Genomic DNA, 13,485 nt, shown 5'->3' on the forward strand with positions numbered 1-13,485 from the left:
ATTTTAGTAATTTAGGTACTGAATCTCTAATTGTGTTTGATTGTATCGAAGGACATTATCTAAATAATCCACTTGTATGATTGTTGCGTTTTCTAAGCTTTGAATGTATTGGAAAAAATCAATTTCACCGTGTTTATAACTCATATTTCCAACCTTTATAATCTCATCTGATAATTTTTTTCCGAAGTGGTTGTAGTAGTTTATCGCCTCTTGATATTTGGCTAACTCTTGCTGCTTCTGACTTAAATAGCTGTCGATCTTAAGCATTTCGTTTTCCTTTTGTTGTTCCCAACTTTCTAGTTCTAATTTTGCCACCTTAGATTTAGATACATTGCCTCCATACAAAATGGGCACTGAAATTCCCACTTGGAATCCATTTAAAGATTGGGAAATCCCCTTATTCGAACCTCTAAAAACATCAAAGTGTAAATCAGGTAACCAGTTTTGTTTTTGCAGTTTTAATTGACTTTCATAATTTTTACTAATAGTTTCTAAATATAATTGATAAGTGCTTTTATTTGATTCATTACTTAATGTATTTAAAGGACTAATTGTACTGCTTTTTATCAATATTTCATCTTCCGTTTGTACCCAATTTTGCAGTGTGATATAGGCTGCATTCTTTTCGCTTGCTATTTGTGCAAGCTTGGTTTTTATTTGTCTAAATTTTGCTTCAGCAGTAATTTTTTCTAAATAATTGGTTTCGCCCAATTCGAATCTTCTATTGCTCGCTGTTGAGAAATTATGATACAAACTATCCAGATAATGATACAGTTTTTCTTGATGTTGTAAAAATACTATTTGGTGATATGTTTTGGCGATTTCGTATGACAATTTGTTTTTCTGAATTTCAAAACTGGCTTTCTCTTTTTCAAATTCTGTTGTATTGGTTTTTTTTCTAGCACCATAAACCGTAGGGAATTCAAATCGTTGTTGCACTCCAAATACCTTTATCGGCTCATTGTTATAGGCAATATTATTCTGGTCATAATTGTAATAAATATTGGTTTTATCGAATGTAAATGCGCTGTTTATATTCGCTTCGTATTTCGCAACCTGTAATTGATACCCTTTCAAACCTTTGTTATTATTGATTCCTTTAACAATCAAAGTATCTAATTCGTTTGGAGGGTTTTGTGCAAAACTCAAAGTACTGCTCAATAGTAAAAAGAGTATAATAATAGTACTTTGATTTGTATTCATTTTAGGTTTTTTAAATTCTTTCTCGTCAAATAATTTATATAAAATTGGTAATACGATCATCGTTAAAATAGTTGCTGTAAACAAACCACCAATGACAACGGTTGCTAACGGTCGTTGTACCTCTGCCCCTGCAGATGACGAAATAGCCATGGGTAAAAAACCCAGTGCTGCTGCTGCTGCAGTTAATAATACGGGACGCAAACGATCTGTGGTTCCTTTTAAAATAAGTTCATCTATATTTTTCATTCCTTGATGTTTCAATTCTTTAAAATGCTCGATTAATACGATTCCGTTTAGCACTGCGATTCCGAATAATGCAATGAAGCCTACTCCTGCCGAAATACTAAAAGGAAGATCACGTATCCAAAGGAATAATACGCCACCCACTGCAGATAAAGGAATAGCAGAGTATACCATTAAAGCATCTTTAACAGATCCAAAGGCAAAATACAACAGGATAAATATTAAAAATAAGGCAATAGGAACAGCGATCATTAACCTTGCTTTCGCAGATTGCAGATTTTCAAATTGTCCGCCATATTGCACATAATAACCCGTAGGTAACTTAACTTGTGTGTCTACAATTTTTTGAATATCCGCAACTACAGATTGCAAATCTCTGTTGCGAACATTAATTCCCACTACAATTCTTCTATTGGTATTGTCTCTCGAAATTTTGGCAGGACCTTGCGTATATTCAATTGATGCAAGTTGTTCTAATGGCACTTGTTCTCCCGTTGCTGTTGTAATAAACAGCTCTTTCAAATCGTTGATACTTTCTCTATTGGATGCATCCAGTCGGATAACCATGTCAAAACGTTTTTCTCCTTCAAATACATTTCCTACCGTTTTACCAGCAAACCCAAGGGCAATCACTTCATTCAAATCAGAAATATTTAAACCGTATCGCGCTATTTTAGAGCGATCATATCTCACGGTCATTTGCGGTAAGCCTTCGGTTTTTTCGATAATGATATCTGATGCTCCATCGACTTTGGCAATCGCTTTCTTGATTTCATCTGCTTTTCGAGCCAAAATATTTAAGTCTTCGCCAAAAATCTTAACAGCAACATCAGATCGTGTCCCTGAAATTAGTTCATTAAAACGCATTTCGATCGGCTGCGTAAATTCAATTTCCATGTTAGGAATTTGTTCTTCGATTTTTGCTTTTATTTTGTCTGCTAGTTCATCTTTAGTTTTAGCTGAAACCCATTCAGATTTTGGTTTTAACTTTACGATTACATCACTTTCCTCCATACTCATTGGATCTGTAGGAACTTCGGCAGCACCAATACGGCTTACCACTTGATCCACTTCGGGGAAGTTTTTAAGGATAATTTTTTCGATTTTAGTTGTGGTTGCAATCGTTTTGGTTAATGTAGTTCCGGTTTTAAGCACGGGTTGAATTACAAAATCACCCTCGTCTAAGGTTGGAATAAACTCTCCTCCCATTGTTATAAATAAAACGATCGCCATCACTAAAAGACTTCCTGCGCCATATAATACTTTTTTAGTATTCACCAGTGCCCAAGTAATCATAGGCAAATACCATGAATTTAATTTGCGGATCAATCTACTCGAAATCGATTTTGGATTTTCGATAGTCGGTTTTAAAAATAATGAAGAAACAACAGGCACATATGTAAAACAGAAAATCATTGCCCCAACTAAGGCAAAACTGAACGTCATGGCCATAGGTTTAAACATTTTACCTTCTATACCTGAAAGTGAAAGAATAGGAATAAAAACGATCAAGATAATCAACTGACCAAAAATAGCCGAATTCATCATTTTTGAGGCACTTTTATAAGTGATTTGGTCTATTTCATTTTGTCGATCTTCTTTAGAAAGCGGTCCTAATTGTGCGGCTTTACTAGCAATTTGAAAAGCAATAAATTCGACAATGATTACTGCACCGTCAATAATGATTCCGAAATCAATAGCTCCTAAACTCATTAAATTAGCATCAATGCCAAAAATATTCATTAGTGAAATAGCAAACAGCAGACAAAGCGGTATAACCGAAGCCACCACCAATCCAGAGCGCCAATTCCCTAATAACAAAACGACTACAAATATTACAATTAAACAGCCCAGAATAAGGTTTTCGGCCACAGTAAAAGTGGTTTTGGCAACTAATTCACTTCGTTCTAGAAAGCCATTGATGTAGACTCCTTCCGGTAATGACTTTTCGATAATAGCAATTCGAGCTTTAACATCATTAATGACTTGTTTAGAGTTAGCACCTTTTAACATCATCACTTGACCTAGGACTTTTTCGCCTTCGCCATTTCCTGTTATGGCTCCAAAACGATTGGCGTGACCAAAACGAACGTTAGCCACATCTTTAATATAAATAGGAAAACCATTGCTGTTTTTAACAACGATATTTTCAATATCTTCAAGGTCATTCACTTTACCCTCGGCACGAATAAAATAACTTTGATTTACTTTTTCGATATAAGCACCACCTGCAATACTGTTGTTTTTTTCAAGTGCAGTAAACACATCTGTAGTAGCAATATTCATTGCTTTGAGTTGTGCGGGATTGATTGCTATTTCATATTGCTTTAAGTAGCCGCCCCAAGTATTTATTTCGACAACACCTTCTATTCCGGATAGTTGACGTTTTACAATCCAATCTTGAATGGTACGCAAGTCGGTAACGGAGTAATTGTCTCTAAATTCAGGTGTAACTTCTAATGTGTATTGGTATATTTCGCCTAGACCTGTAGTGATAGGCCCCATTGCAGGAGTTCCAAAACCTGCTGGAATTTTTTCAGAAGCCGAGTTAATTTTCTCCGCAATTAATTGCCTTGGCAAATAGGTTCCTAAGTCATCATCAAAAACAATGGTAACAACTGATAAACCAAATTTTGAAACTGAGCGAATTTCTTTTACTCCAGGCAGATTTGCCATTTCGATTTCAACGGGATACGTAATATACTGCTCAATATCCTGAGTAGATAAATTTCTAGAAGTGGTGATCACTTGTACCTGATTATTAGTGACATCGGGCACTGCTCCTATTGATAATTGGAAAACAGAAAAAATTCCAAATCCAAAAATCCCCAACGTAAAAAGAAGAACAATGAGTTTGTTTTTTAAACTAATAGCAATAATTTTCTCAAGCATTTTCATTTATTTTATAGTTCAAAAATAAAATAATCGTAAGTAAATCAGCTTAAGATAGGCTTAAAATCCCCTTAATTGATTCTTAGTTAAACGAAATTCGTCAGCCTTAAAATTCATTATTGCATTTCAAATTTAAAGCCGACAGTAGCTATATTTGCATTTAATCCATCGCTTCTTTGATAATGGTTTAGACGTAAGTCTATAGATTTTAAACCTAAAATAAAAATTTTAGCTCTTGCAAATATATCTGTATAGGTGAATCCTAGTCCATATTGATTATTTACAAATTTTGATAAATCATAATCTGATGTATAATATTGTTCAGTTGATAGATGTTTTTCATAAGGAGCAAAATAATCCGAAGCCGTTTGCGTATAATAACGATACATAGGATAAGCTGTAAATTTGGAGTTAATTTTGATGGGCAACTCTAATGAGGCCGTATGCGCACTGATTCCCCAATTATCCTGATAATAGCGATAATAGGTCCTAGCTACAACATACTCATTAATATAGATGTTAATACGTGCACCAATCGGTACCTTAAATCGTGTGTTTGGCAACTTTTCATTACTATCAGCTAATTGAAAAGTTCCCTGATTAGAAGTATTCGTATAATTGGCTATATACTTAGGATCTCCGACGTAATAGTTGGCTTTATCTGCAAAATATACACGTTGGTAAGGGGTAGCTAATAATCCATCTTGACTAAGAATATCCATGAATACGGACATCTGTATTTTTTTGGTCAAGATTTGGGAAAATGACAAAGAAAGCGAATACGAATTGCGATTGGATTTGCTATATTGAGTAAACAAACTTGTGTTATATAGTGTACTTACAGTACCATTTTGATCATATATGCTATATCCTTGAAGACTAGTCGAATTTACATTGCTAACTAACTCTTTAGGATAAATAGGTCTCCACTTATCCAAATATACATTTCCTTTGATTGTAAATTCGGTGTTTTTTTCGTTAAACAACTTACTAATTCCACCACCAAAACCAACAGAGGTGTAGTCGTACTCATTAGAAAACGAAACATTTCCGTTCCAAATTGTATTACGATCATCGGAGCTATGACTATAACTGGTATTTAGACTCATCAATTGATCACTCTCTGATGCTCCCGACGATGTTTGCCAAGGCGTTGGTTTGCCATCTGATTTGTCTAATGGATTTATATTACTAGAGGACGCTGAAGTATATGCCGAAATACCAACATCAAATGTTAAGACATCATCAGCATTTGCGGGTAAAGCAACAACAATATTTGTAGCAATATCTGATAATTTTTCAGATCCTACCCCTCCACCTACAGCCGAATGAATACCATCCTGACTGTAATAACTGAGCAAAAAATCAACTTCGGTATTTTCTAAAACACGCTTTTTAAATACAGCAGTTGTATCTTTCTCTTGAGCATAAACAACAAGATTAAATATAATAGTAGCTGTTAAAAATAAATTTTTCATTTTCAATTGTTAATTACATCCACATCCACCACCTGTTTTTCCTCCATTTGCTCCTGCTGCCGCTTCTCTATAAACTTGAAAAGTAGTTTCAAAACGTTCAGCAGATTTTGCTGCTAATTTCATATCTGGATCATTGATATACTGCTTATCGTACTCTTTTACAACTGTACAAGACTGCGTCATAAGAGCCATTACTATTAAAAACACTATTTTATTCATTTGAATATTTTTTTAAATCTATATTTTTTGAGGCGGTTATAGTACCATTATCTTCTACATAAATACAACCCACTCCCGGAATTTGATTTATTAAATTAATACCTACATCGACACCAAGAACAAAAATACCAGTAGCGAGCGCATCAGCTAGTTCTGTTGAACTTGCAAAAACTGAGACACTAATCACACCTGACGCTGGATAACCTGTACGAGTGTCTATAATATGTGAATATCGCTTTCCGTTGAAGGTGACGTATTTTTCATAGCTACCCGAGGTTTCAACAGCACTATCTTCTAGAGGGAAAGTTGCAAATATTTTATCTTTATTTAATGGATTTTTTATAGCCACTTTCCATTGTTTACCATCCATTTGCTTGCCCCAAGTATTGATATCACCAGAAATATTCACAATTCCGGCAACAACACCTTTTGCTAAAAGCATGGTTTTTATTTTATCTGCTATGTAACCTTGACCAATACCTCCTAAACCAATTTTCATTCCCTTATTTTTCAAAAACAAAGTGCTATTTTCAGAGTCCAAGATGATATTTCTGTAGTCCACCAATGCCACTGAGGCTCTAATTTCTCCAGATGTTGGCATTTTTGTCATACTTCCGTCAAACTTCCAAATTTTATCCATTGAAGCATAACTAATATCAAATGCTCCAGAAGTCAATTCAGATATTTTATTTGCTCTTACTACTAAGTCAAATACTTCCTGCGAAACTTTTATAGGCTTAATTCCAGCATTTTGGTTAACAATAGAAATAGGCGTAGTAGGAATCCAGTCAGAAATTAAATTTTCAATTCTCAATACTTCAGCAACAGCCATATCGATATAACGATCAGCCTCGGGAATATCTTTAGCTACTATAATCATTTCAAAAGGACTCCCTAACATAGATAAAGTTCTTTTATGCGTTACTTGACCTGAAGTTGATATAGCGTATAACAATAGGCAAAAGAGTACTGACTGTTTCATTATGATTATTTTACAAATGATTTTAAGAGATCAACATACTCAGCAGGCATTATACTTTTATAACTAGTTTTACCTAAAACTTTGCCGTTACTATCCATTAATATGACCAAAGGAAATATTCCATCTCTGTTATACTTATCAGCAAGTTCTTGATTTTGCTTTTTTACAACAGGCTCTAGCTCATTTTGCTTTTTCTTTGGAAAATCAGCACGCTCCAATATTAACTCCTCTGAAGCATACTGTTTAAATTCTTCAGATTGCCAAATACTTTTATCTAACTTGATACATGGAGCGCACCAATCTGAACCTGAAAAGACTAACAATATTTGTTTTTTTTGTACGATAGCTTCTTGTTTCGCTTCATTAAAATTGGTTTTCCAATTTTGAGAGTAACTTATACTACCAATTAAAAGTAAAAACAGTAACAATTCTTTTTTCATATCATTTTATTATTTAATAGCATTAGCGCAACAAAATTTTAGATCGGAAAAATCGGGAGATTAATTCATTGTAAACTTAACTCAAAAATCAAATTTATATTCTTGAGATAAACTCTTCTTAAGCCAAAATTAAGAATACTATAGAGAGAGAATACGCTATTACTTATCGTAATAACATATTTTTGCTTAAAATTATATTGATATGACATTAATAAAAAAGTTATCACCGTTTTATAATCTTACCATTTTTTATATTTTGGTTAGTTTCATTTCAAGAGTAGTATTGCTTTTTCACCCCATTACACAATTGTCATTTCGAGCAAGTAATTTATTTAACATTTTTATTTTTGGGTTACTTTCAGATATTGCAGTGTTTTTGATAGCAGGCAGTATATTATGGCTGTATTTAATTTTTATTTCGAATACAAAATATTTAAAACCATACGGTCACATTATATTAGCAATTCTTGTCGCAATATTTTTATATATTCTTTCTGGTACTTCTATACTTCACGAATATGGTGGAGCGTTACCTCAAATAGGATTAATCTTTGTTGGCCTAAAAATATTATTCTTTGGATTACTGCTTTTTTTTCCAAAGCACCGAGATAGGATCAGATTAGCGTTGTTTAGTTTTGTCATGTTCCTATATGTACTCTTCATTTTTCAGAATGCTATAAGTGAATATTTTTTCTGGAATGAATTTGGAGTTAGATACAACTTTATAGCGGTAAATTATTTGGTTTACACAAACGAGGTGATAGGTAATATAATGGAATCCTATCCTGTAATTCCACTTTTTACAGCTCTCTTTTTAGTTGCGGGAATAGTAACTTATTTCTTAGTGAAATTTTCTAGAAATTATATTGAAAGTATCCCCAACTTTAAAGAAAAAATTAAAATATCGACAGTATACATTGTCTTGATTGGGCTTTCATTAATCGCAGTTCCCACGCTAGCGAAGGTCGAAAATTCGGGTAATATTTTTGTCAATGAATTGCAGTCAAATGGACTCTATAAGTTTTATTCAGCTTTCATGAATAGTGAATTGGATTACTTCAAATTCTACAAAACACTGCCAGAAAAACAAGCATATGCTCAACTAAAGCAACAAATTCCTGGTATTGCAACTCAATCTACTTCAAGAGATATTAAAGGAGCTAATGTCGAATTACATAAAAATGTAATTTTAATAACTATCGAAAGCTATAGTGCTGACTTTTTGGAAATTTATGGAAATGATAAAAAGCTCACACCATTTATCGATAGCTTAGCAAAGGAAAGTCTGTTATTTACAAACTTTTATGCTTCCGGGAATCGAACTGTAAGAGGTCTAGAGGCAGTGACTCTATGCTTGCCTCCTACTGCGGGTGAAAGTGTTGTAAAAAGGAAAGACAATAAAAATAAATTTACGACTGCTAGCGTATTTAAGCAAAAGGATTATAATGTTAAATATCTATATGGGGGTGATGCCTTCTTTGATAATATGGAAGACTTTTTCTCTAGAAACGGCTATGATATTGTCGACAAAAAAACATTCACCCCCGATGAAATTACATTTTCAAATGTTTGGGGAGTTTGTGATGAGGATATGTATAATAAAGCTATAAAGGTTATGAACGCTGAAGCAAAAGAAAATAAGCCATTCTTTAATCATATAATGACTGTAAGTAACCACAGACCTTTTACATATCCAAATGATAAAATAGATATACCGGGAGATGCAAAATCAAGGGATGGTGGTGTAAAGTACACGGACTATGCTTTGAAAAAATTCTTTGAAATGGCAAAAGAACAGCCTTGGTTCACTAATACTGTCTTCGTAATATTAGCAGATCATTGTGCATCAAGCGCTGGAAAAATAGAACTACCATTAGACAAATACCGTATTCCTGCCATGATATACAGTCCTGGATTTATTCTGCCGCAGCAGTATAACAAACTGATGTCGCAGATAGATATAATGCCTACCGTTTTTGGTCTTTTAAATTTTAATTATCAATCAAAATTCTTCGGGCAAGATGTATTGAATCTCAATTATAAACCCAGAGCTCTAATTGCTACTTACCAAGATCTAGGTTTGATCAAGGACAATGTTTTGACAATATTATCACCCAAGCAATCATATAAACAATATCAATTGACATTAATACCAGAGTCGGGTTTAGAAAGCAACTTTCAAATTCATTATAACGAAAAACTTTTATCAAAAGAACGACCTGATCTCGTTGATGAAACCATTTCATATTATCAAACCGCTTCTGATATGTTGAAGAAAAAACTATATAATAAATAATTTCACATCATTCTGTAAGGCTATTCTAAGAACGAAAAGTAGTTTTTTACTTATCATAATGTTTTGACCAACAACAACATTACTTTCCATAATTGTCGACAATTAAATTTTAAAATACAAACACGATTGCTGTAGTTACAAATAGCTAAAATCAAGTATAGATTAAAAGCATAGGACATAAAAAAACCTCAATCAAGAGATTGAGGTTTTTATAGTAAGTAAGTAGACTTAAATTGAGTTGATAAAACGTTTATTTTACTTTATTAAGTACAGCTTTGAATGCTTCAGGGTGGTTCATAGCCAAATCTGCAAGAACTTTACGGTTCAATTCGATATTGTTCTTTTTTACTTTCCCCATAAATTGTGAATATGACATTCCTTCCAATCTAGCTCCAGCGTTGATACGTTGAATCCATAATGCACGGAAATTTCTTTTGTTCACTTTTCTATCACGGTAAGCGTAGCACATTGCTTTCTCTACCGCATTTTTAGCAACTGTCCAAACGTTTTTACGTCTTCCAAAGAAACCTTTGGCTTGCTTCATTATTTTTTTTCTTCTTGCTCTTTTAGCAACTGAATTTACCGATCTTGGCATAATTTTTATGTGTTTTTGTAGCAGGCGTCCCGAATTAAATCAAGAGAACTTAAAAGCCATACTCCAAGGTTATTTTAAATTGTTTTAACCTAAAGAATCTCTTTAGTCAAATGTCGAAATCTATACTATCATAAAGTCCAATAGACTTCAAAATTTTAAGATTTCTAACGTTTAACTTATTAGATAATTCTTAATTGTTGTTTGATACTTTTCATATCTGTTTTGTGAACTAACGCTGAGTGTGTCAAAGCTAATTTACGTTTTTTAGATTTTTTAGTCAAGATGTGACTTTTAAAAGCATGCTTTCTTTTAATCTTTCCAGAACCAGTAACTTTAAAACGTTTCTTGGCGCTAGATTTGGTTTTCATTTTAGGCATTTTTTCCTAGTATTTTAATTTATTCCTACTTACTTATCTTTTCAATCTTAATGTTACATCGTCTCATGTTTTAATTTCAATTACTACATTTCGACTTTATAACTTTATGACGTATTTATTTTTTCTTTTTAGGAGCAATGAACATAATCATTCTCTTTCCTTCAAGAACTGGCATCGCTTCTACTTTACCGAATTCTTCCAAATCTGTAGCTAATCTCAATAATAAGATCTGACCTTGATCCTTATAAATAATCGAACGTCCTTTAAAGAATACAAATGCTTTTAACTTAGAACCTTCTTTTAAGAATTTCTCAGCATTCTTTCTTTTAAACTCGTAATCATGCTCATCAGTTTGAGGACCAAAACGAATTTCTTTTACAGTAACCTGAGTCGATTTTGCTTTTAAGACCTTATCACGTTTCTTTTGTTCGTAAACAAATTTTTTGTAATCCATAATCTTGCAAACCGGTGGCTCTGCATTTGGAGAAATTTCAACTAAATCCAATTCAAATTGGTCAGCTAATCTCAATGCTTCCGCTAGTTTAAAAACTCCTGGCTCTATATTTTCACCAACAAGTCTCACTTCTTGCAACCCACGAATATGTTGATTTATTCTGTGAGCATCCTTCTTTTCTACGCGAGGTTGGTAACCTCTATTGCTTCTTATTGCTATGGCTTTATAATTTAAGTTAAACTGTAAATGTTTTTAATGTCTTTTTTATTTCCTCGTCAACAATAGCAGCAAAATCTTCTATTGTTATCGTGATATTTCCTTTTCCTTCTTGACCATGACGACGGATCGAAATTGTACCGTTTTTCTCCTCTTCCTCACCTACAATCAGCATAAAAGGAATCTTTTGCATCTCTGCATCCCTAATTTTCTTACCAATTGTCTCATTTCTGTTATCAATCTGGGCGCGAATTTCGTGATTTTCTAGCAAATCTAAAACTTTTTTGGCATATATTTCATATTTCTCACTCAAAGACAAGATAATAGCCTGTTCTGGCATCAACCATAGTGGGAAATTTCCTGCTGTGTGTTCTAATAAGATAGCAATGAAACGTTCCATAGAGCCAAATGGAGCTCTGTGAATCATTACAGGTCTGTGCAATTCATTGTCAGAACCTTTGTAAGTTAATTCAAAACGTTCTGGTAAATTGTAATCTACTTGAATCGTTCCTAATTGCCATTGTCTACCCAAAGCATCCTTAACCATGAAATCCAATTTAGGACCGTAGAAAGCTGCTTCACCATATTCTACGACTGTTTTCAAACCTTTGTCTGCAGCTGCATTAATGATTGCGTTTTCGGCTTTTTCCCAATTTTCGTCAGAACCAATATACTTTTCTCTATTTTCTTTGTCTCTTAATGAAATTTGAGCTGTAAAGTCTTCAAAACCTAAAGATCCAAACACATAAAGTACTAAGTCAATAACTTTCTTAAATTCGCCATCTAATTGCTCAGGCGTACAAAAGATATGGGCATCATCCTGAGTAAACCCGCGTACACGTGTCAAACCATGAAGCTCTCCACTTTGCTCGTAACGGTAAACTGTTCCAAATTCAGCATAACGTTTTGGTAAATCTTTATAAGACCAAGGACGTACGTTATAAATCTCACAGTGATGCGGGCAGTTCATCGGCTTCAACAAAAACTCTTCACCTTCATGAGGAGTGCTAATTGGCTGAAAACTATCTGCTCCATATTTTGCATAATGTCCCGAAGTTACATATAACTCCTTTTGACCAATATGCGGAGTAGCTACTTGCTCATAACCTGCTTTTTTCTGTGCTTTCTTTAAAAATTGCTCTAAGCGCTCTTTCAAGGCAGCGCCTTTTGGCAACCATAATGGTAAACCAGCTCCTACCTTTTGCGAAAAAGCAAATAATTCTAATTCTTTACCTAGCTTTCTATGATCTCTGCGCTTAGCTTCTTCTAGCAAAGCAAGATATTCTGTTAAATCTTTTTGTTTAGGAAACGATGTACCATAAACACGAGTTAACTGTTTGTTTTTCTCATCACCACGCCAGTAAGCACCAGCAACACTCATTACTTTCATCGCTTTGATAATTCCAGTATTTGGAATATGACCTCCACGACACAAATCGGTAAAAGTATCATGATCACAAAACGTAATAGTACCATCTTCAAGATTAGTAATCATCTCTGTTTTGTAGACGTTGTCTTTGTACAATTTTAAAGCTTCTGCTTTCGTTACAGGACGTAATTTAAATTCATGTTTGCCTCTTGAAATTTCAAGTACACGATCTTCAATTTTCTTAAAATCAGCTTCAGTAATTTTATGATCTTCAAAATCAACATCATAGTAGAAACCATTAGCAATTGCAGGCCCTAATGTCAATTTAATTCCTGGGTACATTTCCTCTAGGACTTGTGCCATCACGTGAGAAGTAGAATGCCAAAAAGCTTTCTTCCCACCTTCATCATTCCAGGTATAAAGAACAAGACTTCCGTCAGTGGTCAAAGGAGTTGCGGTCTCAATGGTAGTACCATTAAATGATGCCGAAATTACATTTCGAGCAAAACCTTCGCTAATACTTTTAGCTACATCCATAGGAGTCACGTTTTCCGCGTACTCTCTAACTGACCCATCGGGTAAAGTAATCTTAATCATTGTTTATTAAATTTAAGACTGCAAATATATGGCATTACAAAAATACATACAATATATATCACCGTTAGTTTTAGTGATTTGTAAAACTTTACAGTAAATTATAATTAAATCAAAAAATAGCAGC

General features: G+C 33.7%; 10 protein-coding genes. 1 reads left to right on the forward strand and 9 read right to left on the reverse strand.

Annotated elements, in window-relative coordinates; translation table 11 throughout:
• Positions 1–3: 3 nt before the first annotated feature.
• The 5 genes from LXH21_RS10450 to LXH21_RS10470 all read right to left on the reverse strand — a co-directional run bounded on the left by LXH21_RS10450 (position 4) and on the right by LXH21_RS10470 (position 7,457).
• Positions 4–4,338, reverse strand: a complete 4,335-nt coding sequence (locus LXH21_RS10450; protein WP_239865515.1) for a CusA/CzcA family heavy metal efflux RND transporter — start codon at positions 4,336–4,338, stop codon at positions 4–6.
• Between the two features lie 116 nt (positions 4,339–4,454).
• Positions 4,455–5,816 carry a DUF3570 domain-containing protein gene (locus LXH21_RS10455; RefSeq protein ID WP_239865516.1) on the reverse strand — a complete coding sequence of 454 codons (1,362 nt, stop codon included), beginning with the start codon at positions 5,814–5,816 and terminating at the stop codon, positions 4,455–4,457.
• Positions 5,817–5,825: 9 nt separating this feature from the next.
• On the reverse strand, positions 5,826–6,035 hold the full coding sequence (locus tag LXH21_RS10460) for a DUF4266 domain-containing protein (protein WP_239865517.1): 210 nt from the start codon (positions 6,033–6,035) through the stop codon (positions 5,826–5,828).
• Complete coding sequence (locus LXH21_RS10465) at positions 6,028–7,017, reverse strand: FAD:protein FMN transferase (protein WP_239865519.1); 990 nt, start codon at positions 7,015–7,017, stop codon at positions 6,028–6,030. Before LXH21_RS10465 ends, LXH21_RS10460 begins: the two co-directional genes overlap by 8 nt.
• A 5-nt stretch (positions 7,018–7,022) precedes the next feature.
• Entirely contained in the window at positions 7,023–7,457 is a 435-nt protein-coding gene (locus tag LXH21_RS10470; protein WP_239865520.1) for a thioredoxin family protein, read from the reverse strand.
• Between the two features lie 202 nt (positions 7,458–7,659).
• Between LXH21_RS10470 and LXH21_RS10475 the strand changes: the two genes are divergently transcribed.
• Positions 7,660–9,753, forward strand: a complete 2,094-nt coding sequence (locus LXH21_RS10475; protein WP_239865521.1) for an LTA synthase family protein — start codon at positions 7,660–7,662, stop codon at positions 9,751–9,753.
• A 250-nt stretch (positions 9,754–10,003) separates the two neighbouring features.
• On the opposite strand, the gene rplT is transcribed toward LXH21_RS10475, so the two are convergent.
• The 4 genes from rplT to thrS form a co-directional block, all read right to left on the reverse strand.
• Positions 10,004–10,348, reverse strand: coding sequence for a 50S ribosomal protein L20 (gene rplT, locus LXH21_RS10480; RefSeq protein ID WP_108740913.1), 345 nt, complete (start codon positions 10,346–10,348; stop codon positions 10,004–10,006).
• 179 nt (positions 10,349–10,527) lie between these two features.
• Positions 10,528–10,725, reverse strand: a complete 198-nt coding sequence (rpmI, locus tag LXH21_RS10485) for a 50S ribosomal protein L35 (RefSeq protein ID WP_022827375.1) — start codon at positions 10,723–10,725, stop codon at positions 10,528–10,530.
• 115 nt (positions 10,726–10,840) lie between these two features.
• On the reverse strand, positions 10,841–11,398 hold the full coding sequence (infC, locus tag LXH21_RS10490) for a translation initiation factor IF-3 (RefSeq protein WP_394799572.1): 558 nt from the start codon (positions 11,396–11,398) through the stop codon (positions 10,841–10,843).
• 16 nt (positions 11,399–11,414) lie between these two features.
• Positions 11,415–13,361: a threonine--tRNA ligase gene (thrS, locus tag LXH21_RS10495; RefSeq protein ID WP_239865522.1), complete on the reverse strand. Its 1,947-nt coding sequence runs from the start codon at positions 13,359–13,361 to the stop codon at positions 11,415–11,417.
• Positions 13,362–13,485 lie beyond the last annotated feature (124 nt).

It is taken from the genome of Flavobacterium algicola (genome assembly GCF_022399565.1).
GTDB classification, from domain to species: Bacteria; Bacteroidota; Bacteroidia; order Flavobacteriales; family Flavobacteriaceae; genus Flavobacterium; species Flavobacterium algicola.

Coding starts and splice junctions, on each gene's coding strand:
- LXH21_RS10450 (WP_239865515.1), bottom strand. CDS start 4,338: ATGCTTGAGAAAATTATTGCTATTAGTTTAAAAAACAAACTCATTGTT.
- LXH21_RS10455 (WP_239865516.1), bottom strand. CDS start 5,816: ATGAAAAATTTATTTTTAACAGCTACTATTATATTTAATCTTGTTGTT.
- LXH21_RS10460 (WP_239865517.1), bottom strand. CDS start 6,035: ATGAATAAAATAGTGTTTTTAATAGTAATGGCTCTTATGACGCAGTCT.
- LXH21_RS10465 (WP_239865519.1), bottom strand. CDS start 7,017: ATGAAACAGTCAGTACTCTTTTGCCTATTGTTATACGCTATATCAACT.
- LXH21_RS10470 (WP_239865520.1), bottom strand. CDS start 7,457: ATGAAAAAAGAATTGTTACTGTTTTTACTTTTAATTGGTAGTATAAGT.
- LXH21_RS10475 (WP_239865521.1), top strand. CDS start 7,660: ATGACATTAATAAAAAAGTTATCACCGTTTTATAATCTTACCATTTTT.
- rplT (WP_108740913.1), bottom strand. CDS start 10,348: ATGCCAAGATCGGTAAATTCAGTTGCTAAAAGAGCAAGAAGAAAAAAA.
- rpmI (WP_022827375.1), bottom strand. CDS start 10,725: ATGCCTAAAATGAAAACCAAATCTAGCGCCAAGAAACGTTTTAAAGTT.
- thrS (WP_239865522.1), bottom strand. CDS start 13,361: ATGATTAAGATTACTTTACCCGATGGGTCAGTTAGAGAGTACGCGGAA.